This is a genomic window from Burkholderia sp. DN3021, assembly GCF_049805555.1.
GTDB lineage: Bacteria > Pseudomonadota > Gammaproteobacteria > Burkholderiales > Burkholderiaceae > Burkholderia > Burkholderia pyrrocinia_C.
On record NZ_JBNCAB010000019.1, the window covers coordinates 24109 to 51076 of the forward strand.

Consider the following 26968-nt stretch of genomic DNA (forward strand, 5'->3'; position numbering starts at 1 on the left):
AGCCCGCAGGGCGATACCCGCGCGCGCCACACCGCGCCAATCATCTGATAAACACGCGGATCACGCGGGCCGATCCGGCCGCCCCGGCATGTTTCAATCGGCGCGCGCCGGCCCTTCCCGGCACGCGTCGCACGCGCCCCTTCGTTTGGAGCCTCGCGCCTAGCGCCGGGGTTTGGAAAGCGTGTACGCAGGTCGTATAACAGGCAGAACCGGACGACGATCCGGCGCCACCGCGCGTGTCGCGGACCAGCGAGGATTCGAACAACCGTGCATGCGGCCGCCCACCGGGCCGGCCGACTGGAGGGAGACAATGGCAATGACCGACGGATCGGCTTCGGGCTGGTCGGATGGCAAGCGATATCTGTGGCTGCTCGGCGCGCTGACGATCACGCTGCCGATCCTCTCCGCCCAGCTCGCGCTGTCGACGGGCCTTCACGTGTTCTGGTGGTTCGGCCCGCTGTTCGCGTTCGGCGTGATCCCGATCCTCGACACGCTGATCGGCGACGATCGCGACAATCCGCCCGAAGCCGTCGTGCCGCACCTCGAACGGGAGCGTTATTACCGGTTCATCGTCTATCTCGCGACGCTCGTCGAGTACGTCGCGTTCTTCCTGTGCGTATGGATCGTCGGCACGCACACGCTCGCGTGGTACGACTACGTCGGCTTTGCGCTGTCGCTCGGCGCCGCGACGGGCATCTCGATCAATACCGCGCACGAGCTCGGGCACAAGACGAACCGCTTCGAACGCTGGCTCGCGAAGATCACGCTCGCGCCGGTCGCGTACGGCCACTTCTATGTCGAGCACAACCGCGGCCACCACGTGCGCGTCGCGACGGCCGAAGATCCGGCGAGCGCACGCTACGGCGAGTCGTTCTGGGCGTTCCTGCCGCGCACCGTGACCGGCAGCATCCGCTCGGCATGGCGGCTCGAAAAGGCACGCCTCGAGCGGCTCGGGCATTCGCCGTGGACCTGGCGCAACGAGGTGCTGCACGCGTGGGCGATGACCGTCATCGTGTGGGGCATTGCGATCGCGATGGCCGGCAAAGTGGTGATCCCGTTCCTCGTGATCCAGGCTGTCTACGGCGCGTCGCTGCTCGAAGTCGTGAACTACGTCGAGCACTACGGGCTCGGCCGCCGCAAGCTGCCGAGCGGCCGCTACGAGCGCTGCACGCCGCAGCATTCGTGGAACAGCAATCACGTCGTCACCAACCTGTTCCTGTACCAGTTGCAGCGGCACGCCGACCATCACGCGAATCCGACTCGCTCGTACCAGGCGCTGCGCCACTTCGACGATTCGCCGCAACTGCCGGCCGGCTACGCGACGATGATCCTGTTCGCTTACGTGCCGCCGCTCTGGTATCGGGTGATGAATCCGCGCGTCGTCGCGCACTACGGCGGCGACATGGCGCAATCGAACATCAAGCCGTCGATTCGCGCCCGGGTGCTCGCGCAGTATCCGGCCGCGGCGTGATTGCGGATGACGGGCCGGCGGGAACCGGCGCATGCTCGCCACGTCGCGCGCCGCTGAAAACCGCCGCCGCACCGGCATCCGATTCCGTTGGAGCCAGGCGCGACGGCGACGCCGTCACGCCATTTCCGGCAACCTGAACACGGCCACCGCGTGCCGCAGCGCACTCGCCTGCTCGGCCAGCGCCTGCGTCGCGGCCGTGGCCTGCTCGACGAGCGCCGCGTTGCGCTGTGTCGCTTCGTCCATCTGCGTGACCGCGACGTTCACCTGCTGGATACCGCCGCTCTGCTCCTGCGACGCGGACGAGATCTCGCCGACGATCGTCGTGACGCGCTGCACCGCGCCGACGATCTCGTAAATCGACTCTCCCGCGCGGCCGATCAGCACGGCACCCTCGTCGACCCGCTGCGTCGATTGCTCGATGAGCCCCTTGATCTCCTTCGCAGCCGACGCGCTGCGCTGCGCGAGCGTGCGCACCTCGGCCGCGACGACCGCGAAGCCGCGCCCCTGCTCGCCCGCACGGGCCGCCTCAACGGCCGCGTTCAGCGCAAGGATGTTGGTCTGGAACGCGATGCCGTCAATCACCGCGATGATTTCGCCGACCTTTGCCGCGCTGTCGGCGATGCCGTTCATCGTGTGGATGGCATCCGTCATCACGCCGCCGCCCGCGGACGCGATATTCGACGCGTCGCGCGCAAGCTGCGCCGCGTGCTGCGCATGCTCGGCCGACTGGCGCACGATGCCCGTCAGTTCGGTCATGCTGGCCGCCGTCTCCTCGATCGACGCGGCCTGCGACTCGGTGCGCGACGACAAATCGTGATTGCCCGACGCGATCTGCGCGCTCGCCGTCGCGACGGCTTCGGCATGGGTCCGCACTTCGAGCACGACGCCCGACAGGCTCGTCTGCATCGTCTGAAGTGCACGCAGCAGATCGGCGATCTCGTCGCGGCCGGTTGCATCGACGTCGCGCGTCAGGTCGCCGCCGGCGACGGCCTGCGCACACGCCACCGCACGGTCGAGCGGACGCAGGATCGCACGGCTGAACAGGAACGCGCCGACCATCGCGACGCCGAGCACGACCAGCATCAGCGCGAGGCTCGCGGTAGTCGCGCGCTGCGCGTCCCGGCTCGCCTGCGCCGACACGGCGGCGCTCTCGTCGGCGATCGACTTCGCGGCCCGCTCCAGCAGCGCAGCCGGTTCGCGGTCGACGCCCGCGACCGCGGCATCGCCGGCCGATGGCTCGAAGCCGGCCGCCTTGAACGCGTCGAAGCCGCGCCGGTAGCCGTCGCCCATCGCCGTGTGCGCACGCATGAACTGCTCGACGAGCGAGCGGCTGTCGCCAGGCGGCAACTGACGGACGAGCTGAGCGGCGAGCGAAGCGACCGCATGCTCGCGCGTCTGGAATGCCTGCCAGTAATGGTCGAGCTTGTCGGGCTGCTTGCCGCGCAGCAGCGTGTCCTTCCATTCCTGCACCTGCAGCTTGAACTGCAAGAGCGTGGCCGATACGAGCCGTTCGTCGCCGACGTTCGTCTGAACGTCTTCGGCGAACGTATCGATCGACCGGTTGAGGATGTGGATGCCGTACAGCGCGCCGCAGAACATCAGCAGCAGCGCGACGGCGAATGCGAGGGGAATCTTGTAGCTCAGCTTCATGGGACCTTGAATCGACGGGGGACGACGCGGCTCGGCACGGGCGCCGGCCGCCGCACCGTGTTAACGGCGCGGGACGCAAAGGCTTAAAACTGAGGAAAGCGGCAAGGACCGGCAGCGCAGCGCTGACCGATCAGGTCGGATGTGTCGCATGCTGCCCGTCTGTCGCTGCAGTTCGAGACGAGGACAACGGCAAGCAGCGCGCATGCAAACAACGCGATGAATTCGGCGAGATCGTCATGCCGCCACGTACTCGCAAGGACGAACGGTACGGCGATCAGTTGCACGATGCTGCTGCGATAGGCGAACTCGAGCACAAGGTGCAGCTCGGCGTGCGTGCTCACCAGCGATACAGGTCCGGCCGGGAAAGCCGGGCAATGCGTCGAACCGGACGAGATCGCTCTCGATCGACGGCTGTGCTGGCGCGACGCACAGGTAGTCGAGTACTACGACAGCCCGGCTGAAGGCGGCAAGCGCGACGATGCACAGGCCGATTCGCGCAATCGCCACGATCGTGCGCGCAGTTCGTCGTCATCGCATCAGCACGTCCGATGTGCCGACGGCTAAACCGTTGTCACTGCAACGGCAATCGGCACATCGCGCCGCAGACCCAAAACGAAAAACCCCTTGATCCTTCCGAATCAAGGGGTTTCGTATTCTGGCGGAGAGGGTGGGATTCGAACCCACGGTACGGGGAAACCGTACGCCTGATTTCGAGTCAGGTACATTCGACCACTCTGCCACCTCTCCGTTTTACTGCACTTCCCGGCTGGTCATGTCCGGGAAAGAAAAGATTATAAAACGATCTTTTCTGAGCTGACAAGCCCTTTCCGCAATTTTTTTGCGAGGGCTTCGGCAGCCGATTTCACGACGCCTGTGCCGGCGCGTCGATCCGCTCCATGCCGCCCATGTACGGACGCAGCGCTTCCGGCACCGTGACCGAGCCGTCCGCGTTCTGGTAGTTCTCCAGCACCGCGACGAGCGTACGGCCGACCGCGAGACCCGAACCGTTCAGCGTATGCACGAGCTCGGGCTTGCCCTGCGCGTTGCGGAAACGCGCCTGCATCCGGCGCGCCTGGAACGCCTCGGTGTTCGAGCAGCTCGAGATCTCGCGATAGGTGTTCTGCGCGGGCAGCCACACCTCGAGGTCGAACGTCTTCGCGGCCGAGAAGCCCATGTCGCCCGTGCACAGCGTGATCACGCGATACGGCAGGCCGAGCTTCTGCAGGATCGCCTCCGCATGGCCGACCATCTCGTCGAGCGCCGCGTACGACGTTTCCGGCGCGACGACCTGCACCATCTCGACCTTGTCGAACTGGTGCTGGCGGATCATCCCGCGCGTGTCGCGGCCGTACGAACCGGCTTCCGAGCGGAAGCACGGGGAATGCGCGGTCAGCTTGATCGGCAGCGCGGACGCGTCGACGATCGACTCGCGCACGGTGTTCGTCAACGAGATCTCGGACGTGGAGATCAGGTATTGCGTGACCGTGTTCTCCGCGCCGCCCTTCTCGACCCTGAACATGTCGTCCGCGAACTTCGGCAACTGGCCCGTGCCGTAGAGAATCTCCGGGTTCACGATGTACGGCGTATACGTTTCGGTGTAGCCGTGCTGCTGCGTGTGCGTGTCGATCATGAACTGCGCAAGTGCGCGGTGCAGGCGTGCGATCGGGCCGCGCAGCATCGTGAAGCGCGCGCCGGCGAGCTTCGCGCCCGTCTCGAAATCGAGGCCGAGCGGCGTGCCGACATCGACGTGATCCTTCACCTCGAAGTCGAACTGGCGCGGCGTGCCCCAGCGGCGCGCCTCGACGTTGTCGGCTTCGTCGTTGCCGACCGGCACGCTTTCGTGCGCGACGTTCGGCATGCCCAGCATCAGGTCGGACAAGCGCGCCTGGATGTCGCCGAGCTTGGCTTCTCCCGCCTTCATCTCGTCGCCGATCCCGCCGACCTCGGCCATCACCGCCGACGTGTCCTCGCCCTTCCCCTTCATCGCGCCGATCTGCTTCGACAGGCTGTTGCGGCGCGCCTGGAGCTCTTCGGTGCGGGTCTGGATCGCGCGGCGTTCCGCTTCGAGTGCGGAGAACGCGGCGATGTCGAGGGTGTAGCCGCGATCGGCGAGGCGCTTGGCGACGCCGTCGAGGTCTTTGCGCAGCAACTGGATGTCGAGCATGGGAGGACTTGGAAAATCGTTGTATGAGACGGGAATTCTAACGCACCGCGCGGCCGCCACGGCACCGGCCTGATGGACGATGCCCGAAAACGGCCGGTCGTGGCAGTATCAGCATGCCGGCTCGCCTAAGCGGCCGGAGCATCACATTGTGCCAAACCATTGCGGACGGCGAAACGCCTGCACCGGCCGCACGCAACGCGTCGAACGACGCCCCCGCTTCCGCATCACAGCCCTTCAAGGAACCCGATGGCCATCGAACTGGACAAGGAAGTACGCGACCGCGCAATCGCATCGCTGCAACGTTATTTCACAGAAAACATGGACGAGCCGATCGGCAACATCCAGGCCGGCGCGCTGCTGCACTTCTTCGTCGAGGAGATCGCGCCCGCGATCTACAACCTCGCGATCGCAGACGCACAGGAACGCCTGCAAGCACGGGTCGCCGAGCTCGACATCGACTGCCACGAAGAGCCGTTCGAATACTGGAAGAAACAGCAGCCGGGCCGCAAGCGCTGACGCATCCGGTACGGCGCCGGCCGGGCCGCGCGTTGCCCGTCAGTCCTTCTTGCCGGCCTCGCGGTCGAGCTCGCGCAGCCACGCGAGCTTGTCGGCGATCTTCGATTCGAGCCCGCGCGGCACCGGCTTGTACCAGTGCGGCTCGCGCACCCCGTCCGGCAGGTACGTCTCGCCGGCCGCATACGCGTTCGGTTCGTCGTGTGCGTAACGATATGCGTGGCCATAGCCGAGTTCCTTCATCAGCTTGGTCGGCGCGTTGCGCAGATGCACGGGCACCTCGCGCGACTTGTCCTGCTTCACGAACGCCATTGCCTGGTTGAACGCGTTGTAGCCGGCGTTGCTCTTCGCCGCGCACGCGAGATAGATCACCGCCTGCCCGAGCGCGAGTTCGCCTTCCGGCGAGCCGAGCCGCTCGTAGGTCTCGGCCGCGTCGTTCGCCATCTGCAGCGCGCGCGGATCGGCGAGGCCGATGTCTTCCCACGCCATCCGCACGATGCGCCGCGCGAGATACTTCGGATCCGCGCCGCCGTCGATCATCCGGCAGAACCAGTACAGCGCGCCGTCGGGGCTCGAACCGCGCACCGACTTGTGCAGCGCCGAGATCTGATCGTAGAAGTTGTCGCCGCCCTTGTCGAAGCGCCGTGCGTTCAGCGTCATCGCGCTGCTGACGAATTCGGCGTCGATCGTCGCGACGCCGGCCGACGATGCCGCCGTCTGCGCCTGTTCGAGCAGGTTCAGGAAGCGCCGCGCGTCGCCGTCCGCATAACCGACCAGCGTATCGATCGCCTTGTCGTCGAACGCGAGGCCGTCGAGCGCGATTTCCTGCGCGCGCTTCAGCAACTGGCGCATCTCGTCGTCGTCCAGCGACTTCAGCACGTACACCTGCGCACGCGACAGCAAGGCCGAGTTGACCTCGAAGCTCGGGTTCTCGGTCGTCGCGCCGATGAAGGTCACGAGCCCCGACTCGACGAACGGCAGCAACGCATCCTGCTGCCCCTTGTTGAAGCGGTGGATCTCGTCGACGAACAGGATGGTGTGGCGGCCGGTGCGGTTCAGCGTGTCCTTCGCCTGCTCCATCGACTCGCGGATGTCCTTCACGCCGCCGAGCACCGCGGACAGCGCAATGAACTCGCAGTCGAACGCGAGCGCGGTGAGCCGCGCGAGCGTCGTCTTGCCGACGCCGGGCGGCCCCCACAGGATCATCGAATGCGGCTTGCCCGATTCGAACGCGAGCCGCAGCGGCTTGCCTTCGCCCAGCAAATGCGTCTGGCCGATCACCTCGGCGAGTGTCTTCGGCCGCAGCGCCTCGGCGAGCGGCCGGCGCGGCTCGACTTGAAACAGGTCGGACATGAACCCTCGCTCCACATCAAACAATGGCGGCCGGACCGGCCGCCGGACCCGACATTATGACAGCCGCGCGACGGCGCCGCCGTGCCTGGTACCCGGTGCCCGCGCCCGGTGCCCGCGCCCGCAAACGACACGGGCCTGCCGTCGCCGGCAGGCCCGTTGCAGAAGAGCGGCGCGCGGCGCCGGTCAGCCGTTGATCACGTCGGCGCCCTTCGGCACGACGAACTTGAACGTGTCGCCCTTCAGCGGCGGATTCGTCTGGATGTTCGTAAACGTCAGCAGCGTGACGTTGCCGAACACGTCATGCAGCTCCATCGCGGCGAGCGTGCCGTTCCGGAAGCCGATGCCGATTCGCTGGAACTGCGTGTCCTGCGCCTTCGGCAGCATCTCGAGCCACTCGATGCCGCCCTTCTCGCCGGCATCGCGCAGCGTGTAGCTCTTGTCGAGATCGTTGCTGCCGAACAGGATCGCGGCGGGGCTCGCGCCCAGCGCGCCGTTCAGCTTGCGCTCGGTGACCTGGTTCAGGTCGCGGTCGTACACATAGAGCTTGTCGCCGTCGGCCTGCAGCACCTGCTGGTACGGCTTCTGGTACGTCCAGATGAACTTGCCCGGCCGCGCGAACACGAACGTGCCGCTCGAATTGTCGGTGGGCTTCGGCGCGGCCTGCGCGGCGCTCGCGCCCTTGGCCGGCGCCTTGACGATCTGCTGCGTGAAGTCGCCCTTCGCCGAGCGCACCTGCGACACGAAGGCCTTCAGTTGCTCGGTGCCGCCCGCGAACGCGTGCGTCGACGCGAGCATCAGCGATGCGCCGGCGAACGCCGCACCGAGCCAGCGCCGCGTCGAACGAAGAGACATTGCGAACGAATGTTGCTGCATATTGCGGTTTTCTCCGTGGGTGGCCGGCGCTGCGGGCGCCGCGGACTCATTCCGCGTCGCGCGCCGGCACAAGAATTTCGCGGTTGCCGCTCGACGACATCGCCGATACAAGCCCCGACTGCTCCATCTGCTCGAGCAGCCGTGCCGCGCGGTTATAACCGATCCGCAGGTGACGCTGCACGAGCGAGATCGACGCGCGGCGGTTCTTGATGACGATCTCGACCGCCTGGTCGTACAGCGGATCAGACTCGCCGCCGCCTTCGCCGGTTCCCGCGCCGGCCGAGCCCTCGTCGCCGTCGGCGGTGCCGCCTTCGAGCAGGCCCTCGACGTAGTTCGGCTCGCCCTGCTCCTTGAGCTTCTCGACGACGCGATGCACTTCGTCGTCGCCGACGAACGCGCCGTGCACGCGCACGGGCAGCCCGCTGCCCGGCGGCAGGTACAGCATGTCGCCCATCCCGAGCAGCGATTCGGCGCCCATCTGATCGAGGATCGTGCGCGAGTCGATCTTCGACGACACCTGGAACGCGATTCGCGTCGGCACGTTCGCCTTGATCAGGCCCGTGATCACGTCGACCGACGGACGCTGCGTCGCGAGGATCAGATGAATGCCGGCCGCGCGCGCCTTCTGCGCGATCCGCGCGATCAGCTCCTCGACCTTCTTGCCGACGACCATCATCAGGTCGGCCAGCTCGTCGATCACGACGACGATGTTCGGCAGGCGACCGAGCGGCTCGGGATCTTCCGGCGTCAGGCTGAACGGGTTCGGCAGCTTCTCCTCGCGCTTCGCCGCGTCGTCGATCTTGTTGTTGTAGCCCGCGAGGTTGCGCACGCCGAGCTTGCTCATCAGCTTGTAGCGCCGCTCCATCTCCGCGACCGTCCAGTTCAGCGCGTGGCCGGCCTGGCGCATGTCGGTGACGACCGGGCACAGCAGGTGCGGAATGCCTTCGTAGACGCTCATTTCGAGCATCTTCGGATCGATCAGGATCAGGCGCACCTGCTCGGCGGTCGCCTTGTACAGCAGCGACAGGATCATCGCGTTGATCCCGACCGACTTGCCCGAGCCGGTCGTGCCGGCGACGAGCAGGTGCGGCATCTTCGCGAGATCCGCGCACACGGGCTTGCCGCCGATGTCCTTGCCGAGACTCAGCGTCAGCGCCGACGATGCGGCCGCATACACCTCGGAGCCGATGATCTCGGACAGGTGCACGGTCTGGCGGCGCTGGTTCGGCAGTTCGAGCGCCATGTAGTTCTTGCCGGGGATCGTCTCGACGACGCGGATCGACACGAGCGACAGCGAGCGCGCGAGATCCTTCGCGAGGTTGACGATCTGGCTGCCCTTCACGCCGGTGGCCGGCTCGATCTCGTAGCGCGTGACGACCGGGCCCGGATACGCGGCAACCACACTCGCCTCGACGCCGAAATCCTTCAGCTTCTTCTCGATCAGGCGCGACGTGAATTCGAGCGTATCGGCCGAAATCGCTTCCTGCGTCTTCGGCGCGGGATCGAGCAGCGACACCGGCGGCAGCGTCGAATCGCCCGGCAGGTCGGTGAACAGCGGCACCTGGCGCTCGCGTTCGACGCGCTCGGATTTCGCCGGCGTGACGACCGGCGGCACGATCGTCACGGGCTCGTGATCCTCGATGCGCACGCGCTCCTCTTCGACCTTGCCTTCGCGACGCACGGCCGCGGCCTCGCCGAGCTTGCGGTCGCGCTCGGCCTCGCGGCGCAGCTTCGCGACGTTGACGGCGGACAGGATCGCGCCGCCGACGCGCTCGGCAACCGACAGCCACGAGAAGCGGAAATACAGCGACAGGCCGATCGCGAGCGCGATCAGCAGCAGCAGCGTGCCGCCCGTGAAACCGAACGCATGCGACATCGCACCGGCGACGGCCTCGCCGACGACGCCGCCCGGCGCACGCGGCAACTGCACCTTCAGCGACCACATGCGCAGCGCCTCGATGCCGTCGCACGCCAGCACGACGAGCACGAACGCGAAGATCTCGGTGAGCCAGCCGATCGGCCGCTCGGGTTCGTCGGGAATCGCCTCGTGGCGCGTGATGCGGCGGTAGTTGACGGCGATGCGCCGCCCGAGCGGCACGACCAGCCAGTAGGCCGACAGGCCGAACAGCAGCAGGATGATGTCGGCCGTCCACGCGCCGACGCGGCCGGCCCAGTTCGAGATGTGGTCCACCTGCGCGGCGTGCGTCCAGCTCGGATCGCGCCGGCTGTAGCTCAGCAGGGCCATCACCAGAAATGCGCAGAGCGCGACCTGGAGAATCCAGCGGATCTCCGTGAGGAGCTTCGACATCCGGTGCGGCAACGCCTGTGCCTGGGCGGAATAAGGAGCTTTTGCCATGAATCCGTATAAAGAGGACGGGCCGTGCGCCCGCCTGTCGTTCGATCGCGCTTATTGTAAACGCTGCACCGGGCCGCCAAGTGTAAATGACGGTTACATAACGGGGACGGGGTGCCGAACCGGTTGCCGCCGGCGACCGCAAGCCGGCCGGACGGCCGCGCCCTTGCCAGGGCCTGCGACATCGCGCCGCCGCATGCCGGCCACCCGCCCGGCCCGCCGTGCCGGCGCGGGAGGCGCGCAGCGAAACGCTATCGGCACGATTGAAACTCTCGTTCGGCAACGCAGCAACGGGGCCTTTATAATGCGCGACTGATACCCATCTATGACGGCATCCCGGTCAACCCCGGATCGTACGGCGAGCCCTATCCCGCCCGCCGCGGCCGCCTTTTACGGATTCGCACATGTCCACGCCCAAACACGCCAAAGTCCTGATTCTCGGTTCCGGCCCCGCCGGCTACACGGCCGCCGTCTACGCGGCACGCGCCAACCTGTCCCCGGTGCTGATCACCGGCATCGCGCAGGGCGGCCAGCTGATGACCACGACCGATGTCGAAAACTGGCCGGCAGATGCGAAAGGCGTGCAGGGTCCGGAGCTGATGGCGCGCTTCCTCGAGCACGCCGAGCGCTTCAACACCGAAATCGTCTTCGATCACATCCACACCGCGAAACTGCACGAGCAGCCGATCCGCCTGATCGGCGACTCGGGCGAATACACGTGCGACTCGCTGATCATCGCGACCGGCGCGTCCGCGCAATACCTCGGCCTACCGTCCGAGGAAGCGTTCATGGGCAAGGGCGTGTCGGCCTGCGCGACCTGCGACGGCTTCTTCTATCGCGGCCAGGAAGTCGCGGTGATCGGCGGCGGCAACACGGCCGTCGAGGAAGCGCTCTACCTGACGGGCATCGCGAAGAAGGTCACGGTGATCCACCGCCGCGACAAATTCCGCGCGGAGCCGATCCTGATCGACCGCCTGCTGGAGAAGGAAAAGGAAGGCGTCGTCGACATCAAGTGGGATCACGTGCTCGACGAGGTGACGGGCGCGGATTCGGGCGTCACGGGCCTGCGCATCAAGAACGTGAAGACCGGCGCGAAGGAAGACCTGAACGTGCAGGGCGTGTTCGTCGCGATCGGCCACAAGCCGAACACCGACCTGTTCCAGGGCCAGCTCGAGATGAAGGACGGCTACATCCTGACGAAGAGCGGCCTGCACGGCAACGCCACCTCGACGAGCGTGCCGGGCGTGTTCGCCGCGGGCGACGTGCAGGACAACGTGTACCGCCAGGCGATCACGAGCGCGGGCACGGGCTGCATGGCCGCGCTCGACGCGCAGCGCTACCTCGAAAGCCTGCACGACAAGAAGTAAGCCGCAAGCCCTACCGCGCCGGGCGCTACAATGGCGTCCGCTGCCGCGAAGCGGGCCCGAACGGAAAGCCGCTGCCGCCGCGCAGCGGCTTTTTTTTGCCCGCGCGCCCGAACGCGCCTGCCCTGCTATCGAATCATGGCGAAGAACCAGCCCCATCCGAGCGATCCCGCGAAGCGGCAGATCGCCGCCCGTCCCGCGAACCCCGCGCCGGCCGCCGCGCCGCCCGCGCCCGATCCGGCCGCGTTGCGCGGCCAGGGCCTCGCCGGCCTCGGCGCGCTGCGCAAGTCGCTGCAAGGCGAAGCCGATCGCCGCGAACGCGAGCGCATCGAAACCGCGAAGGCCGAGCGCAAGGCGGAAGCCGACGCGAACCTGTTCCGCAACGAAATCGGCGCGATCCGACCGCTGAACGCGCCGCCGCGCGCGGCGTCCGGCCGCATGCCGCCCGACCCGGTGCCGAAGCAGACGCAGCGCGACGAGGAAGCCGTGCTGAATGCGACGCTGTCCGACGAATTCGATCCCGAAACGCTGCTCGACAGCGACGACTCGCTGTATTACCACCGCCCCGGCATCAGCCGCGACGTCGTGCGCAAGCTGAGGAGCGGCGCGTGGATCGTGCAGGCGCAGATCGACCTGCACGGGATGCGCCGCGACGAGGCGCGCGACGCGCTTGCCGAATTCATCCGCGAAGCCGGCAAGAAGGGACTGCGGTGTCTGCGTGTGATCCACGGCAAGGGGCTCGGCTCGATCGGCAAGGAACCCGTGCTGAAGGGCAAGGTGCGCGCGTGGCTCGTACAGAAGGAAGAAGTGATCGCGTTCTGCGAGGCGCGCGGCAACGACGGCGGCGCAGGCGCGGTGCTCGTGCTGCTGCAGCCGCTCGCGGCGCCCGCCGACCGGGGGCCGCGTGCCGCATCCTAGGCTGACGCTCGCGATCGCCGTACTGGAGGCGATCGCCACGCTGGCGTTTGCGATTTCGGGTTTCATCGAGGCGCGCAAGAACCGCCTCGACTCGGTCGGCACGTTCGTCGTCGCGCTCGCCACCGCGTTCGGCGGCGGCACGCTGCGCGACATCCTGCTCGAGCGCCGGCCGTTCTACTGGGTCGTGCACGACGACTACGTGATCGCGATCTTCGTGCTCGCGCTGTTCGCGCCGTTCGTGCTGCGGATGCTGTCGCGGCTGTCGGCCGAGCGGCTGCTGCTGGTCGCCGACGCGATCGGGCTCGGCATCTTCAGCATCTCGGGCACGTCGATCGCGCTCGACGCCGAAATGCCGCGCTTCATCGCGGTGATGATGGGCGTGATCACCGGCGTGGTCGGCGGGATCATCCGCGACGTGCTGTGCAACGACATCCCGCTGATCCTGCGCGATTCGCGGCCTTACGCGACCTGCGCATTCGTCGGCTGCTGGTTCTACCTGCTGCTCGTGTGGCTGCAGTTCGATTCGGTGTACAGCGTGCTGCTCGCGACCGGCTTCATCCTCGCCGCGCGGCTGGCGACGTTCAAATTCGACGTGCGGCTGCCGCACTGACTGCCGCCGCAACGCCAACTTCAGCGCCAAAACAAAAGGGGCCGCTCATTCGAGACGGCCCCTTCTGCTTCATTCAGCGCGAACGCCGCATCACGCGATCCGTTCTTCCGATGCCGGATCGAACAGCACGGCCTTCGACACGTCGAACAGCAGCGACTGCGTCTGCCCCGGCTGCGGGTTCGCGGCCGGATGCACGCGGCTCACGATGCGCTTGCCGTTCACCTGCGCGAACACGTGCGTATCCGGCCCGGTCGGCTCGGTCACGTCGACGCGCACGTCGATCGGCTGCAGGCTCGACGCCTCGCCGTTGTGCGCGTTGCGTGCGTCGGTGATGCGCTCCGGACGCAGGCCGAGGATCACCTCGCGGCCGACGTGGCCGTTCATCCGCTTCGCGTCGAACGGCAGCTTCAGCGCGCTGCGCGCGAGGCCCGTGTCGATCTCGAGCGCGATCCCGCTGCCCTGCTCGACCAGCTTGCCGTTGATGAAGTTCATCGGCGGCGCGCCGATGAAACCGGCGACGAACAGGTTCGACGGCGAATCGTAGATCTCCTGCGGCGCGCCGAACTGCTGGACCACGCCGTCCTTCATCACCGCGATCCGGTCGCCGAGCGTCATCGCCTCGATCTGGTCGTGCGTCACGTAGACGATCGTCGTGCCGAGGCGCTGGTGCAGCAGCTTGATTTCCGCGCGCATCTCGATGCGCAGCTTCGCGTCGAGGTTCGACAGCGGCTCGTCGAACAGGAACAGCGACGGATCGCGCGCGAGCGCGCGGCCCATCGCGACGCGCTGGCGCTGGCCGCCCGACAGCTGGCCCGGCTTGCGGTCGAGCAGGTGCTGGATCTGCAGCATCTGCGACACGCGGTCGACGATCTGCTGCTGTTCGTTCTTCGGCACCTTGCGGATGTTCAGGCCGAACGAGATGTTCTCGCGCACCGTCATCGACGGATACAGCGCGTACGACTGGAACACCATCGCGATGTCGCGATCCTTCGGCGACAGATTGTTGACGACCTTGCCGTCGATGCAGATCTCGCCGCTCGTCACGGTCTCGAGCCCGGCGATCATGTTGAGCAGCGTCGATTTCCCGCAGCCCGAACCGCCAACCAGGATCAGGAACTGTCCGTCCTCGATCTCGATGTCGACACCCTTCAGGACCGGCACCCCGTTCGGGTAGGTCTTGTACACGTCACGGATGGAAAGGCTTGCCATGCTGTGAATCCTCTGTCTCGTCTCGCGCGGCGCTACGGCGCCGCGTCGGGTTCGTTTCGATGCGCCGCGCGACGTGCGCGGCCGGTTCGTCGTATCGGATAAGGCCGCGCCTACCCCTTCACCGCGCCCGCCGTCAGCCCGCGCACGAAGTAGCGGCCGGCGACGATGTAGACGAGCAGCGTCGGCAGCGCGGCGATGATCGCGCCGGCCATGTCGACGTTGTACTCCTTCACGCCCGTCGACGTGTTGACGAGGTTGTTCAGCGCCACCGTGATCGGCATCGAATCGACGCCGGAGAACACGATCCCGAACAGGAAGTCGTTCCAGATCTGCGTGAACTGCCAGATCAGGCACACCATGAAGATCGGCAGCGACACGGGCAGCAGGATCTTCGTGAAGATCGTGAAGAAGCCCGCGCCGTCGATGCGCGCGGCCTTCACGAGCTCGGACGGCACGCTCACGTAGAAGTTGCGGAAGAACATCGTCGTGAACGCGATCCCGTACACGACGTGCACGAACACGAGGCCGGGAATCGTATTGGCGAGGCCGAGCATCCCTTGCAGGCGCGCCATCGGCAGCAGGATCACCTGGAACGGGATGAAGCAGCCGACCAGCATCATCGTGAACAGCGCGTCCGCGCCGCGAAAGCGCCAGTGCGTGAGCACGTAGCCGTTGAACGCGCCGATCAGCGACGAGATCAGCACGGCCGGGATCACCATCTGCAGCGAATTCAGGAAGAACGGCTTCATCCCGTCGCAGCGCACGCCGGTACACGCGCCGCTCCACGCCTTCACCCACGGCTCGACGGTCCAGCTGGTGGGCGGCGTCAGCAGGTTGCCGGTGCGCAGCTGGTCGAGGTCCTTGAACGACGTCGACAGCATCACGTAGATCGGGAACAGGAAATACAGCGCGAACAGGATCAGCGCCGCGTAGATCACTGCCCGGCTGATCGTCATCTTAGGCTGCATTGCGGGTGCTCCTCGATTCCATATACATCAGCGGCACCAGCACCGCGACCACGGTCGCGAGCATCATCACCGACGACGCCGCGCCGAGCCCGAGCTGGCCGCGGTTGAACGAAAACGTATACATGAACATCGCCGGCAGCGACGACGACGTGCCCGGGCCGCCCGCCGTCAGCGCGACGACGAGGTCGAAGGTCTTGATCGTGATGTGGCAGAGGATCAGCAGCACCGAGAAGAACACCGGGCGCATGCTCGGGATCACGATCTTGCGGTAGATGGTCGGCAGCGTCGCGCCGTCGACCTGCGCGGCCTTGAAGATCTCGGCGTCGACACCGCGCAGCCCTGCCAGGAACAGCGCCATCACGAAGCCGGTCGACTGCCACACGGCCGCCACCACCACGCAGAAGATCGCCTTGTCCGGATCGTCGAGCCAGCCGAACGAGAAACTCGTCCAGCCCCAGTCGTGCATCACCTTCTCGAGGCCGAGGCCCGGGTTCAGGATCCACTGCCACGCGGTGCCGGTGACGATGAACGACAGCGCCATCGGGTACAGGAAGATCGCGCGCAGCGCGCCTTCGTTGCGGATCCGCTGGTCGAGCAGGATCGCGAGGAACAGCCCGAGCGCGACGCAGATCGCGATGAACGGAATCCCGAACCAGCCGAGGTTCGCGGCGGAGGTCCACCACACGTCGTTCTGGAACAGGTCCGAGTAACGGCCGAAGCCGTCGAATTCGTAGTTCGGCAACAGTCGCGAGTTGGTCAGCGACAGATAGCCGGTAATCAGGATGAAGCCGTAGATGAACACCACGGCGATCGCGACGCTCGGCGCGAGCACGAGCTTCGGAATCCAGCGATCGGCGAGGGCCGACATCGGCGACGTACGCCGTGCATCGGCACCGCCGGATCCGTTTCCGCTAAGAGGGGCAGCCACTTGATTCGACTCCTGGAACGAGGGCGACGCAGGCCGGGCCGGCGCCGGGTACGGCACGGGCCCGCGGGCGAGCCCGTTTGCTGCACTTGCAAAAACGCCCGGCCGATGAAGCGTGTCCGGCCGGGCGCCTGTCGTGCGTTACTTGACCTTCGCGGCCTTCGCGAGCGCGGCGACCGCGCTCTTCGAATCCTGCTGCGAGTTCATGAACTTCGTCACGACGTCCGTGATCGCGCCGGCGGTCGCATCGCCCTGCGCCATCCCGTGCGCGAGCGACGGCACGAAGCCGCCCGACTTGATCGCGGTCTGCTCGTCGGCATACGACTTCTTCGCGCAGTCGTCGAACTTGTCCATCTTCACGCCGAGGCGCACCGGCACCGAGCCCTTCAGCAGGCTGAACTGCTCCTGGAAGTCCGGCGTCATGATCGTCTTCGCGAGCGCGATCTGGCCCGCCGTCGCGGCCTTGTCGCCCTTCTGCTGGAAGAACACGAACGAATCGACGTTGAACGTATACGAATTCGCGGTGCCCGGCACCGCCGCGCAGATGTAGTCCTTGCCCGCCTTCTTGCCGGCGTTCTCGAACTCGCCCTTCGCCCAGTCGCCCATGAACTGCATGCCGGCCTTGCCGTTGATGACCATCGCGGTCGCGAGGTTCCAGTCGCGGCCGTTACGGCCGGTATCGAAGTAGCCCTGGATCTTGCGCACCGTGTCGAACACGGACAGCATCTGCGGCGACGTCAGCGTCGCCTGGTCGAGATCGACCAGCGCCTTCTTGTAGAACGCCGGGCCCTGCGACAGCACGACGTCTTCCCACAGGGTCAGGTCCTGCCACGGCTGGCCGCCCATCGCGACCGGCTGGATGCCCGCGGCCTTCAGCTTGTCGGCCACCGCGAAGAATTCAGGCCAGGTGGTCGGCACCTTCGCGCCGATCTTGTCGAGCGCGGCCTTGTTGATGTACAGCCAGTTCACGCGGTGCACCGAGAACGGCGCGGCGACGGTGTGGCCCTTGTACTTGATGATCTTGTCGATTTCCGGCGGCAGGTTCTGCTTCCAGTCGCCGGCGGCGGAATCGATGTTGACGAGCACGCCCTGATCGGCCCAGTCCTGGATCAGCGGGCCCTTGATCTGCGCGGCCGACGGTGCGTCGCCGCTGATCACCTTGGTCTTCAGCGCGGTCATCGCCGCGGCACCGGCGCCGCCCGCGACCGCGAAGTCCTTCCACACGTAGCCCTGCTTCTGCAGGTCGTCCTTCAGCACGCCGACGGCCTTCGACTCGCCGCCCGAGGTCCACCAGTGCAGCACCGTTACGTTCTCGGCTGCCTGCGCCGCCACGGCGCCAGCCATCAGACCTGCGGCGCAGAGCGCACCCATGATCGAGCGAACTTTCATTACTTATCTCCTCCAGACTGAATCAACTCGTGAGGTTCCCTGACCGGGAACCGGCTTCTTGATAACGACGGGGAAATCGAGCCGCGGGACGCATGCAGCGTACGGGGCCGATGACCGGCCGGGCTCTTACAGAAAGCGTGAATCGAGATTCAACGGCGTGTCTCCTCTTTGTGTTTCTGGCCCGCCGCGATGCTGCGGCGCGAGCCCGGGGGCGACGGTGCGCTGACGATGCGCGCCGTCAATGTCCGATAACATTCGGCACAAGGCGTTCCGGAGGCGAAGTTCGCGCAGTTCATCGACCGCACTTCTTTTTTTCTTCACCCAGGTGCTACCCCTTGCGGCGGATTGTAGTTAAACTACAATTCAGTGTCAAAAATATTTTTATCGCACTACGGATTGCTTCCCAGCACCCCAAAAAACCGGCGGAGACACATGCATACCGATTCCAGCTTTACCTTCGTACTTTTCGGCGGCACCGGCGATCTGTCGATGCGCAAGATCCTGCCCGCGCTGTTCGAAGCGCATCGTGCGAACATGCTGGCGGAGAGCGGCCGGATCGTCGCCGTGGCGCGGCACGAATCGGATCAGGCGGGTTATCTCGAGTGGGTCGACACACATGTGAAGCCGCATGCGGTCAAGGCGGCCGGCAAGGCCTTCGACGAAGCCGCGTGGAAGTCCTTTCTCCAGCGCATCGAATACGTGAAGCTCGACCTCGGCCGCGCGGAAGACTACGCCGTGCTGCGCGACGCGATCGCCTCGCTGCCCGGCATCCGCGTGTTCTATCTGGCGACGGGCCCGTCGCTGTTCGTGCCGATCTGCAACGCGCTCGCGTCGGTCGGCCTGAGCGAAGGCTCGCGCATCGTGCTCGAGAAGCCGCTCGGCTACGACCTGCGCTCGTCGAATGCGATCAACGACGCGGTCGGCGAGATCTTCGCGGAAGGCCAGATCTACCGGATCGACCACTACCTCGGCAAGGAGCCGGTGCAGAACCTGCTCGCGCTGCGCTTCGGCAATGCGCTGTTCGAGCCGCTGTGGCGCCGCGAATGGGTCGAGAGCATCCAGATCACGATCGCCGAGGAGCTCGGCGTCGAAGCGCGCGGCGATTTCTACGACAACACCGGCGCGCTGCGCGACATGGTGCAGAACCACCTGCTGCAGCTGCTGTCGATCGTCGCGATGGAGCCGCCGCACTCGATGGATTCCGACTCGGTGCGCGACGAGAAGCTGCGCGTGCTGCGCGCGCTGAAGCCGGTCGATCCGCGCGACATCGGCAAGGTTGCCGTGCGCGGCCAGTATCATGCGGGCGTGATCAAGGGCGCGCAGGTGCCGGCCTACGCGACCGAGCCGGGCGTGAAGCCCGACAGCCAGACCGAAACCTTCGTCGCGCTGAAGGTCGAGATCGAGAACTGGCGCTGGGCCGGCGTGCCGTTCTTCCTGCGCACCGGCAAGCGTCTCGCCGACCGCGTCGCGGAGATCGTCGTCAACTTCCGCCCGGTGCCGCATTCGGCGCTCGGACCGACCGCGCTGCGTCCCGGTTCGAACCGCCTCGTGATCCGGCTGCAGCCGAACGAGACGATCCGCCTGTACTGCCTCGCGAAGCAGCCCGGCGAAGGGATGAACCTCGCGAGCGTGCACCTCGACCTCGCGTTCGACCGGTTCTTCAAGGAAGGGCAGATGGAGGCGTACCAGCGCCTGCTGCTCGACGTGATCAACGGCCGGCTCGCGCTGTTCGTGCGGCGCGACGAACAGGAAGCCGCATGGCGCTGGGTCGAGCCGATCCTGAACGAATGGGCGCGCTCGCTGAAGCCGCCGAAGCCGTACGCGGCGGGCACGTGGGGGCCGGCCGCGGCGAGCGCGATGCTCGCGCAGCACGACACCTGCTGGCTCGAAGAAGAAAACTGATGCAAGCCGTTGCCGCGCGCGTGACTGCGTGCGGCAACGTGCCCCACGATTCGTACGATTTGAACATACAAAGCAGTCCGGAGGAGATGTGATCGAGATCCACGCTTTCGACACCCAGGAAGCGCAAAGCGAAGCGCTTGCGCGCGCCGTCGGCGATGCGCTGCGCGCCGCGCTCGCCGGCACCGCGCGCCCGACGCTCGCGGTGTCCGGCGGCACGAGCCCGCGCCCGTTCCTGCAAACGCTGTCGCATGCGGCGCTCGACTGGGCCGGCGTCGACGTGACGCTGGTCGACGACCGCTGGGTGCCGGAGGACGACGCGGCCAGCAACGCGCACCTCGTGCACGACACGCTGCTGCAGCACGCGGCGGCCCCTGCCCGCTTCCTGCCGCTCGTCGACACGCGCGCCACGCTCGACGCGCACGTCGCCGCGCTGAACGCGAACGCCGACTACCGCGTGCCGAACGTCGCGGTGCTCGGCATGGGCGAGGACGGCCACACCGCGTCGATCTTCGCCGACGCGCCCGAATGGGACCACGCGATCGCGACGCCCGAGCGTTTCGTCGCCGTGCATCCGGGCGCCGCGCCGCATGCGCGCGTGAGCTTTTCGCTCGATGCGCTCAAGCGCGTCGACCGGCTGTTCCTGCTGATCGCGGGCCCCGCCAAGCGCGCCGTGCTCGACGCCGCGGCCGCGTCGCTGCAGAAGAACGCGATTTCCCAACTGGCCAACGACAAGGGGACCCAGCTCGATGTCTACTGGTGCGCAAACTAAGGCGGTCGTCGCGGGTCAGCATGCCGACGGCCCGCGCCTGCTCGCGGACGTCGGCGGCACCAACGCGCGCTTCGCGCTGGAAACCGGCCCGGGCGAGATCACGCAGATCCGCGTATATCCCGGCGCCGACTATCCGACGATCACCGACGCGATCCGCAAGTACCTGAAGGACGTGAAGATCAGCCGCGTGAACCACGCGGCGATCGCGATCGCCAATCCGGTCGACGGCGACCAGGTCACGATGACCAACCACGACTGGAGCTTCTCGATCGAGGCGACGCGCCGTGCGCTCGGCTTCGACACGCTGCTCGTCGTCAACGATTTCACCGCGCTCGCGATGGCGCTGCCGGGCCTGACCGACGCGCAGCGCGTGCAGGTCGGCGGCGGCACGCGCCGCCAGAACAGCGTGATCGGGCTGCTCGGGCCCGGCACCGGGCTCGGCGTGTCGGGGCTGATTCCGGCCGACGACCGCTGGATCGCGCTCGGCAGCGAGGGCGGCCACGCGTCGTTCGCGCCGCAGGACGAGCGCGAGGATCTGGTGCTGCAGTACGCGCGCAAGAAGTTTCCGCACGTGTCGTTCGAGCGCGTGTGCGCGGGCCCCGGCATGGAGATCATCTATCGCGCGCTCGCCGCGCGCGACAAGAAGCGCGTCGCCGCGAGCGTCGACACGGTCGAGATCGTCGAGCGCGCACATGCGGGCGAAGCGCTCGCGCTCGAGACGGTCGAATGCTTCTGCGGGATTCTCGGCGCGTTCGCCGGCAGCGTCGCGCTGACGCTCGGCGCGCTCGGCGGCGTATACATCGGCGGCGGCGTCGCGCTGAAGCTCGGCGAACTGTTCACGCGCTCGTCGTTCCGCGCGCGCTTCGAGGCGAAGGGCCGCTTCACGCACTATCTCGAGAACATCCCGACCTACCTGATCACCGCCGAATACCCGGCGTTCCTCGGCGTGTCGGCGATCCTCGCGGAGCAGTTGTCGAACCGCTCGGGCGGTGCGTCGTCGGCCGTGTTCGAGCGGATCCGCCAGATGCGCGATGCGCTGACGCCGGCCGAGCGCCGCGTCGCCGATCTCGCGCTGAACCATCCGCGCTCGATCATCAACGATCCGATCGTCGACATCGCGCGCAAGGCCGACGTGAGCCAGCCGACCGTGATCCGCTTCTGCCGCTCGCTCGGCTGCCAGGGGCTGTCGGACTTCAAGCTGAAGCTCGCCACCGGCCTCACCGGCACGATCCCGATGAGCCACAGCCAGGTGCATCTCGGCGACACCGCCACCGACTTCGGCGCGAAGGTGCTCGACAACACGGTGTCGGCGATCCTGCAGTTGCGCGAGCACCTGAACTTCGAGCATGTCGAGAACGCGATCGAGATCCTGAACGGCGCGCGGCGCATCGAGTTCTACGGGCTCGGCAACTCGAACATCGTCGCGCAGGACGCGCACTACAAGTTCTTCCGCTTCGGGATTCCGACGATCGCGTACGGCGACCTGTACATGCAGGCCGCATCGGCCGCGCTGCTCGGCAAGGGCGATGTGATCGTCGCGGTATCGAAGTCGGGGCGCGCGCCCGAGCTGCTGCGCGTGCTCGACGTCGCGATGCAGGCCGGCGCGAAGGTGATCGCGATCACGTCGAGCAACACGCCGCTCGCGAAGCGCGCGACCGTCGCGCTCGAAACCGACCACATCGAGATGCGCGAGTCGCAGTTGTCGATGATCTCGCGGATCCTGCATCTGCTGATGATCGACATCCTCGCGGTGGGCGTCGCGATCCGCCGCGCGTCGCCGAACGGCGAACTGCCCGAGGCCGTCGCGCAGGCGAAGGCGCGCGCGAGCGACGACGAAACGGCCGACGTGCTCGACTGGCTGAGCCACGGCGCGTCGCCGGCGGCGAAGGACGTCGCGCGGGACTGATGCACGGCGCGGCGTCGGCCGCCTCCTGCACTTCAAAGAAAAACGCCACCGGCGCATCGCGCGCGGTGGCGTTTTTCTTTGTGGCGCCCGGCTGCGCCGGTTCAGGCGCCCGCTTTCACCGGCCGCCCGTGCCAGCGCAGCACGAGGAAGCGTCCGGCGAAACACAGCACGCCCGTGACGCCGATCGTCACGCCCATCGCGAACGGCGTGCCGTCCGCGAGTGCGCCGATCGCAACGCTCGCGAGCGCGCCGAGCGCGAGCTGCATCGCGCCGAACACGGCGGCCGACGCGCCCGCGTTGTGCGGATAGCGATGCATGAGGTCGGTCGTGCAGTTCGCGGACAGAATCCCGACCACGCCGACGACGAAGAACAGGCACACGACGATCGACCACAGCCCGCCCCACCCGGTCAGCGCGACGAGCGCGACCGCGAGCGATGCGATGCAGCTCACGAGCGACGCGGCCGCGATGATGCGCAGCGAGCCGACGCGGCCGACGAGCCGCGTGTTCGCGAAGTTGCCGATCATGATCCCGACGACGTTCAGGCCGAACAGCAGCCCGTAGTGCTGCGGCGACACGTGGAAATACTCGATGTATACGAACGGCGTCGCGGTGATGTACGAGAACATCGACGCGAATGCCATGCCGCCGCACAGCATGTGCCCCCACGCGACGGGGTCGGACAGGATGCGCCCGTACGACGCGAACGACGCGAGCACGGCCGTGCTCTTGCGCCGCTCCTTCGGCCAGGTTTCGGGCACGCGCAGGTACGCGGTCGCCGCGCACACCGCGCCGAACACGGCGAGCACGACGAACACGCCGCGCCAGCCCGAGAAGCGCAGGATCTGGCCGCCGATCAGCGGCGCGAGCAGCGGCCCGACCGCGGTGACGATCGCGACCATCGACAGCACCTTCGCCGCGTCGCTCGGCTCGTGCGCGTCGCGCGCGATCGCGCGGGCCAGCACCGACGCGGCGCCGGCGCCGAGCGCCTGCAGGAAGCGCACGACGATCAGCATGTCGATCGAGCCCGACACGAAGCAGCCGATGCTCGCGAGCGTGAACAGCGCGATGCCGCCGAGCAGCACGGGGCGGCGGCCCCACGTGTCGGACAGCGGGCCGTACAGCAGCATGCCGACCGAGAAGCCGGCCATGAAGCTCGTCAGCGTGCGCTGCGCGGCGCCGGGGCTGACGGAGAAGCCGTCGGCAATCGACGGCAGGCTCGGCAGGTACATGTCGGTGGCGATCGGCCCGCAGGCGGCGAGCGCGCCGAGCAACAGGATCAGCCGGGCATCGGGCCGGCGCCGGACGACGTGAGACATGGGTATCCGGAATGGAGCCCGCGCGCATCGGGGCGCGCGTGGCGGTGAAGACGGGAGGCCGCGCCGCGGACGGCGCGTTCAGGCCCATGATTGTACGCGCAACTTTTTTACGTGCTGCGGGCCGCATACGGCGGCAGGTCGGAAAGTACCTGCGCGGCGCCCGTCGCGCTGGATCGCTGGATCGCGCGCGGATTCGATTAAGCTTGCTGCTGCCCGCTTCTCTTGTCTGACCAATTCGACGCACGACCGAACGATGACCGCTTTCCTGCTGATCTGGAGCCCCAAGAAATGGCCATGGCCAGAACTGCCCGACGTCGCCGCGCGCGTGAAGGCCGGCGAGGCCGTGCATGACGTGTGGGGCTGCGGCTTCGCACGCGGCATCCTGCCGGGCGACCGCGTGTTCCTGCACCGCGTCGCGAAGGAGCCCAAGGGTGTGTTCGGCTCCGGCTACGTGACGCGCGCGCCGTACGAGGTGCCCGATCCGTCGACGAAGCGCGGTTACCGGCTGTGCATCGACTTCGTGTACGACTGGCTGGTCGACGCGCACCGGGACGTCGTGATCGCGCGCGACGCGCTGCGCGTCCACCCGTACTCGGTGCAGACCTGGGATGCGCAGAGCTCCGGCACGTCGATCAAGCCGATGGTCGAAGGCCCGCTCGAGAAGCGTTGGGCGGAGCTGACCGGCAAGCGCAAGCCCCCGCGATAACCGGGCCGATCGCCGGGACAAATCGGGCCCTCCTTTCCAGCCCACGTGCCGAAAGGCCGCAGACCGTCTCGCGGGCCCGCCGCGCGCGTCTCCGGTACAATCAGACGATCGTTCCGCCCAGGCGCCGCGGCCCGTGCACAGGCCCCCGCGCCCTTCTCTCGCAGGTTTCGCCCATGTCCAATAATCAGATCCTCTTCGAACGCGCCCAGAAGACCATTCCCGGCGGTGTCAACTCGCCGGTGCGCGCATTCCGTTCGGTCGGCGGCACGCCGCGTTTCGTCGCGCGCGCGCAAGGTCCGTATTTCTGGGATGCCGACGGCAAGCAGTACATCGACTACATCGGCTCGTGGGGTCCGATGATCGTCGGCCACGTCCATCCGGACGTGCTGTCGGCCGTGCAGAACGTGCTGGCCGACGGCTTCTCGTTCGGTGCGCCGACCGAGGCCGAGATCGAGATCGCCGAGGAAATCTGCAAGCTCGTGCCGTCGATCGAACAAGTGCGGATGGTGTCGAGCGGCACCGAGGCCACGATGAGCGCGCTGCGTCTCGCGCGCGGCTTCACGGGCCGCAGCCGCATCGTCAAGTTCGAGGGCTGCTACCACGGCCACGCGGACAGCCTGCTCGTGAAGGCCGGCTCCGGCCTGCTGACGTTCGGCAACCCGACGTCGGCCGGCGTGCCCGCCGACATCGCGAAGCACACGACCGTCCTCGAATACAACAACGTCGCCGCGCTCGAAGAAGCATTCGGCGCGTTCGGCGACGAGATCGCCGCGGTGATCGTCGAGCCTGTCGCGGGCAACATGAACCTCGTGCGCGGCACGCCCGAATTCCTGAACGCGCTGCGCGCGCTGTGCACGAAGCACGGCGCCGTGCTGATCTTCGACGAGGTAATGTGCGGGTTCCGCGTCGCGCTCGGCGGCGCGCAGGCGTACTACGGGATCACGGCCGACCTCACCTGCCTCGGCAAGGTGATCGGCGGCGGGATGCCGGCCGCCGCGTTCGGCGGCCGCCGCGACATCATGGCCCACCTCGCGCCGCTCGGCGGCGTCTACCAGGCCGGCACGCTGTCGGGCAACCCGATCGCGGTCGCCGCGGGCCTGAAGACGCTGCAACTGATCCAGGCGCCCGGCTTCTACGATGCGCTCACCGCGCAGACGAAGCGTCTCGCCGACGGCCTCGCGGCCGAAGCGCGCGCGGCCGGCGTGCCGTTCGCGGCCGACTCGATCGGCGCGATGTTCGGCCTCTACTTCGCCGAGCGCGTGCCGACCAGCTTCGCGGAAGTCACGAAGAGCGACACCGAACGCTTCAACCGCTTCTTCCACCTGATGCTCGACGAGGGCGTGTACTTCGCGCCGTCCGCATACGAAGCCGGCTTCGTGTCGAGCACGCATGACGACGCGGTGATCGACGCGACGCTCGCGGCCGCACGCCGCGCGTTCGCGGCACTCGCCGCCTGACCGGGGGCCGCGCGCATGTTCTCGGATACCGATTTCGCCCACATGGAGCGCGCGCTCGCGCTCGCCGCGCGCGGCATGTATACGACGGCGCCGAATCCGCGCGTCGGCTGCGTGATCGTCAAGGACGGCGACGTGATCGGCGAAGGCTTCACGCAGCCGGCCGGCCAGGACCACGCGGAAGTGCAGGCGCTGAAGGACGCGCGCTCGCGCGGCCACGACGTCGCGGGCTCGACCGTCTACGTGACGCTCGAGCCATGCAGCCATTTCGGCCGCACGCCGCCGTGCGCGAACGCGCTGAGCGAAGCGCGCGTCGCGAAGGTCGTCGCCGCGATGGAAGACCCGAATCCGCAGGTGTCGGGGCGCGGCCTCGGCATGCTGCGCGACGCGGGCATCGACGTGCGCTGCGGGCTGCTCGCGCACGAAGCCGGCGAACTGAACATCGGCTTCGTGTCGCGGATGACGCGCGGCCGTCCGTGGGTGCGGATGAAGACCGCCGCGTCGCTCGACGGCCGCACCGCGCTGCCGTCCGGCGAAAGCCAATGGATCACCGGCGAGGCCGCGCGCCTCGACGGGCACGCGTGGCGTGCGCGCGCCTGCGCGATCCTCACCGGCATCGGCACCGTGCGCGAGGACAACCCGCTGCTGACCGTGCGCGGCATCGACACGCCGCGCCAGCCGCAGCGCATCCTGGTCGACAGCCGCCTCGACCTGCCGCTCGACGCGCGACTGCTCGAGGGCGCGCCGCTGCTGATCTTCTGCGGCCGGCTCGACGCGAGCGGCGAAATGCGCGCGAACGTGCTGAAGGCGCGCGGCGCGGAAATCGTGTCGCTCGCGAATGCGCACGGCAAGGTCGACCTGCCCGCGATGCTCGCGGCGCTCGGCGCGCGCGGCGTCAACGAACTGCACGTCGAGGCCGGCCACAAGCTGAACGGCTCGCTGCTGCGCGAGCAATGCGTCGACGAATTGCTCGTCTATCTCGCGCCGAGCCTGCTGGGCGCCGACGCGGCCGGCATGTTCGACCTCGCCGCGCCGGCGAGCCTCGACGCACGCACGCGACTGTCGTTCCACGGTATCGAGCGGATCGGCGACGATCTGCGGATCCTGGCGCGTATCGCGCCGCCCGACGCCGCGCACTGAACGGGACCGCCC

The 26968-nt window shown here is 67.4% G+C and carries 22 protein-coding genes and 1 tRNA gene; 11 read left to right on the forward strand and 12 right to left on the reverse strand.

Annotated elements, in window-relative coordinates:
- The first annotated feature begins 310 nt into the window (after positions 1-310).
- Positions 311-1471, forward strand: coding sequence for an alkane 1-monooxygenase (locus tag ACPUER_RS12425; RefSeq protein WP_425131252.1), 1161 nt, complete (start codon positions 311-313; stop codon positions 1469-1471).
- Between the two features lie 114 nt (positions 1472-1585).
- Here ACPUER_RS12425 and ACPUER_RS12430 read toward each other — a convergent pair whose 3' ends face one another.
- The 4 genes from ACPUER_RS12430 to serS all read right to left on the reverse strand — a co-directional run bounded on the left by ACPUER_RS12430 (position 1586) and on the right by serS (position 5285).
- Positions 1586-3121: a methyl-accepting chemotaxis protein gene (locus tag ACPUER_RS12430; RefSeq protein WP_425131253.1), complete on the reverse strand. Its 1536-nt coding sequence runs from the start codon at positions 3119-3121 to the stop codon at positions 1586-1588.
- Positions 3122-3204: 83 nt separating this feature from the next.
- Complete coding sequence (locus ACPUER_RS12435) at positions 3205-3462, reverse strand: hypothetical protein (RefSeq protein ID WP_310137113.1); 258 nt, start codon at positions 3460-3462, stop codon at positions 3205-3207.
- A 315-nt stretch (positions 3463-3777) separates the two neighbouring features.
- Positions 3778-3868 (reverse strand) — tRNA-Ser (locus tag ACPUER_RS12440).
- Between the two features lie 115 nt (positions 3869-3983).
- Complete coding sequence (gene serS / locus ACPUER_RS12445) at positions 3984-5285, reverse strand: serine--tRNA ligase (protein WP_425131254.1); 1302 nt, start codon at positions 5283-5285, stop codon at positions 3984-3986.
- A 246-nt stretch (positions 5286-5531) separates the two neighbouring features.
- Between serS and ACPUER_RS12450 the strand changes: the two genes are divergently transcribed.
- On the forward strand, positions 5532-5801 hold the full coding sequence (locus ACPUER_RS12450) for a DUF2164 domain-containing protein (RefSeq protein WP_072436110.1): 270 nt from the start codon (positions 5532-5534) through the stop codon (positions 5799-5801).
- A gap of 39 nt (positions 5802-5840) precedes the next feature.
- On the opposite strand, the gene ACPUER_RS12455 is transcribed toward ACPUER_RS12450, so the two are convergent.
- From ACPUER_RS12455 to ACPUER_RS12465, 3 genes are all read right to left on the reverse strand, one after another.
- Positions 5841-7151 (reverse strand): replication-associated recombination protein A, encoded by a 1311-nt coding sequence (locus ACPUER_RS12455; protein WP_152855477.1) that lies wholly within the window; start codon positions 7149-7151, stop codon positions 5841-5843.
- A gap of 183 nt (positions 7152-7334) precedes the next feature.
- Positions 7335-8024 (reverse strand): outer membrane lipoprotein chaperone LolA, encoded by a 690-nt coding sequence (gene lolA / locus ACPUER_RS12460; RefSeq protein ID WP_425131255.1) that lies wholly within the window; start codon positions 8022-8024, stop codon positions 7335-7337.
- 46 nt (positions 8025-8070) lie between these two features.
- Positions 8071-10380 (reverse strand): DNA translocase FtsK, encoded by a 2310-nt coding sequence (locus ACPUER_RS12465; RefSeq protein WP_111017626.1) that lies wholly within the window; start codon positions 10378-10380, stop codon positions 8071-8073.
- 401 nt (positions 10381-10781) lie between these two features.
- Between ACPUER_RS12465 and trxB the strand changes: the two genes are divergently transcribed.
- The 3 genes from trxB (at position 10782) to ACPUER_RS12480 (ending at position 13269) form a co-directional block, all read left to right on the forward strand.
- Positions 10782-11744, forward strand: coding sequence for a thioredoxin-disulfide reductase (gene trxB, locus ACPUER_RS12470; RefSeq protein ID WP_152855479.1), 963 nt, complete (start codon positions 10782-10784; stop codon positions 11742-11744).
- A gap of 135 nt (positions 11745-11879) precedes the next feature.
- Complete coding sequence (locus ACPUER_RS12475; protein WP_310137123.1) at positions 11880-12659, forward strand: Smr/MutS family protein; 780 nt, start codon at positions 11880-11882, stop codon at positions 12657-12659.
- On the forward strand, positions 12646-13269 hold the full coding sequence (locus ACPUER_RS12480) for a trimeric intracellular cation channel family protein (protein ID WP_034182961.1): 624 nt from the start codon (positions 12646-12648) through the stop codon (positions 13267-13269). The genes ACPUER_RS12475 and ACPUER_RS12480 overlap by 14 nt, the downstream gene beginning before the upstream one ends.
- A gap of 90 nt (positions 13270-13359) precedes the next feature.
- Here the strand turns inward: ACPUER_RS12480 and ACPUER_RS12485 are convergent, their stop codons facing one another.
- From ACPUER_RS12485 to ACPUER_RS12500, 4 genes are all read right to left on the reverse strand, one after another.
- Positions 13360-14478, reverse strand: a complete 1119-nt coding sequence (locus tag ACPUER_RS12485; RefSeq protein WP_175962616.1) for an ABC transporter ATP-binding protein — start codon at positions 14476-14478, stop codon at positions 13360-13362.
- A 110-nt stretch (positions 14479-14588) separates the two neighbouring features.
- Positions 14589-15446, reverse strand: coding sequence for a carbohydrate ABC transporter permease (locus ACPUER_RS12490; RefSeq protein ID WP_072436117.1), 858 nt, complete (start codon positions 15444-15446; stop codon positions 14589-14591).
- Positions 15436-16374: a carbohydrate ABC transporter permease gene (locus ACPUER_RS12495; RefSeq protein WP_034182958.1), complete on the reverse strand. Its 939-nt coding sequence runs from the start codon at positions 16372-16374 to the stop codon at positions 15436-15438. Before ACPUER_RS12495 ends, ACPUER_RS12490 begins: the two co-directional genes overlap by 11 nt.
- 138 nt (positions 16375-16512) lie before the next feature.
- A complete protein-coding gene (locus tag ACPUER_RS12500; RefSeq protein WP_175962615.1) occupies positions 16513-17760 on the reverse strand; it encodes an ABC transporter substrate-binding protein in 1248 nt (415 codons plus the stop codon).
- 432 nt (positions 17761-18192) lie between these two features.
- Here ACPUER_RS12500 and zwf point away from each other — a divergent pair, with 432 nt between their 5' ends.
- The 3 genes from zwf (at position 18193) to ACPUER_RS12515 (ending at position 22337) form a co-directional block, all read left to right on the forward strand.
- Positions 18193-19662 (forward strand): glucose-6-phosphate dehydrogenase, encoded by a 1470-nt coding sequence (gene zwf / locus ACPUER_RS12505; protein WP_111017632.1) that lies wholly within the window; start codon positions 18193-18195, stop codon positions 19660-19662.
- A gap of 88 nt (positions 19663-19750) precedes the next feature.
- Positions 19751-20431, forward strand: coding sequence for a 6-phosphogluconolactonase (pgl, locus tag ACPUER_RS12510; protein WP_425131256.1), 681 nt, complete (start codon positions 19751-19753; stop codon positions 20429-20431).
- Complete coding sequence (locus tag ACPUER_RS12515) at positions 20409-22337, forward strand: bifunctional transcriptional regulator/glucokinase (protein ID WP_034182954.1); 1929 nt, start codon at positions 20409-20411, stop codon at positions 22335-22337. The genes pgl and ACPUER_RS12515 overlap by 23 nt, the downstream gene beginning before the upstream one ends.
- Before the next feature lie 101 nt (positions 22338-22438).
- Here the strand turns inward: ACPUER_RS12515 and ACPUER_RS12520 are convergent, their stop codons facing one another.
- Positions 22439-23656, reverse strand: coding sequence for a Bcr/CflA family multidrug efflux MFS transporter (locus ACPUER_RS12520; protein ID WP_111017635.1), 1218 nt, complete (start codon positions 23654-23656; stop codon positions 22439-22441).
- A gap of 253 nt (positions 23657-23909) precedes the next feature.
- Between ACPUER_RS12520 and ACPUER_RS12525 the strand changes: the two genes are divergently transcribed.
- From ACPUER_RS12525 to ribD, 3 genes are all read left to right on the forward strand, one after another.
- Positions 23910-24362, forward strand: a complete 453-nt coding sequence (locus ACPUER_RS12525) for a hypothetical protein (RefSeq protein WP_072436123.1) — start codon at positions 23910-23912, stop codon at positions 24360-24362.
- A gap of 173 nt (positions 24363-24535) precedes the next feature.
- Positions 24536-25819: a glutamate-1-semialdehyde 2,1-aminomutase gene (gene hemL, locus ACPUER_RS12530; RefSeq protein ID WP_072436124.1), complete on the forward strand. Its 1284-nt coding sequence runs from the start codon at positions 24536-24538 to the stop codon at positions 25817-25819.
- A 15-nt stretch (positions 25820-25834) separates the two neighbouring features.
- Positions 25835-26956 (forward strand): bifunctional diaminohydroxyphosphoribosylaminopyrimidine deaminase/5-amino-6-(5-phosphoribosylamino)uracil reductase RibD, encoded by a 1122-nt coding sequence (gene ribD / locus ACPUER_RS12535; RefSeq protein ID WP_425131257.1) that lies wholly within the window; start codon positions 25835-25837, stop codon positions 26954-26956.
- The last annotated feature ends 12 nt before the right edge of the window (positions 26957-26968 follow it).

Excerpts from the sequence above, each read along its gene's own strand:
- ACPUER_RS12425 (WP_425131252.1), top strand. The coding sequence starts at position 311 with ATGGCAATGACCGACGGATCGGCTTCGGGCTGGTCGGATGGCAAGCGA.
- ACPUER_RS12430 (WP_425131253.1), bottom strand. The coding sequence starts at position 3,121 with ATGAAGCTGAGCTACAAGATTCCCCTCGCATTCGCCGTCGCGCTGCTG.
- serS (WP_425131254.1), bottom strand. The coding sequence starts at position 5,285 with ATGCTCGACATCCAGTTGCTGCGCAAAGACCTCGACGGCGTCGCCAAG.
- ACPUER_RS12450 (WP_072436110.1), top strand. The coding sequence starts at position 5,532 with ATGGCCATCGAACTGGACAAGGAAGTACGCGACCGCGCAATCGCATCG.
- ACPUER_RS12455 (WP_152855477.1), bottom strand. The coding sequence starts at position 7,151 with ATGTCCGACCTGTTTCAAGTCGAGCCGCGCCGGCCGCTCGCCGAGGCG.
- lolA (WP_425131255.1), bottom strand. The coding sequence starts at position 8,024 with ATGCAGCAACATTCGTTCGCAATGTCTCTTCGTTCGACGCGGCGCTGG.
- ACPUER_RS12465 (WP_111017626.1), bottom strand. The coding sequence starts at position 10,380 with ATGGCAAAAGCTCCTTATTCCGCCCAGGCACAGGCGTTGCCGCACCGG.
- trxB (WP_152855479.1), top strand. The coding sequence starts at position 10,782 with ATGTCCACGCCCAAACACGCCAAAGTCCTGATTCTCGGTTCCGGCCCC.
- ACPUER_RS12475 (WP_310137123.1), top strand. The coding sequence starts at position 11,880 with ATGGCGAAGAACCAGCCCCATCCGAGCGATCCCGCGAAGCGGCAGATC.
- ACPUER_RS12485 (WP_175962616.1), bottom strand. The coding sequence starts at position 14,478 with ATGGCAAGCCTTTCCATCCGTGACGTGTACAAGACCTACCCGAACGGG.
- ACPUER_RS12490 (WP_072436117.1), bottom strand. The coding sequence starts at position 15,446 with ATGCAGCCTAAGATGACGATCAGCCGGGCAGTGATCTACGCGGCGCTG.
- ACPUER_RS12500 (WP_175962615.1), bottom strand. The coding sequence starts at position 17,760 with ATGAAAGTTCGCTCGATCATGGGTGCGCTCTGCGCCGCAGGTCTGATG.
- zwf (WP_111017632.1), top strand. The coding sequence starts at position 18,193 with ATGCATACCGATTCCAGCTTTACCTTCGTACTTTTCGGCGGCACCGGC.
- ACPUER_RS12515 (WP_034182954.1), top strand. The coding sequence starts at position 20,409 with ATGTCTACTGGTGCGCAAACTAAGGCGGTCGTCGCGGGTCAGCATGCC.
- ACPUER_RS12520 (WP_111017635.1), bottom strand. The coding sequence starts at position 23,656 with ATGTCTCACGTCGTCCGGCGCCGGCCCGATGCCCGGCTGATCCTGTTG.
- ACPUER_RS12525 (WP_072436123.1), top strand. The coding sequence starts at position 23,910 with ATGACCGCTTTCCTGCTGATCTGGAGCCCCAAGAAATGGCCATGGCCA.
- hemL (WP_072436124.1), top strand. The coding sequence starts at position 24,536 with ATGTCCAATAATCAGATCCTCTTCGAACGCGCCCAGAAGACCATTCCC.
- ribD (WP_425131257.1), top strand. The coding sequence starts at position 25,835 with ATGTTCTCGGATACCGATTTCGCCCACATGGAGCGCGCGCTCGCGCTC.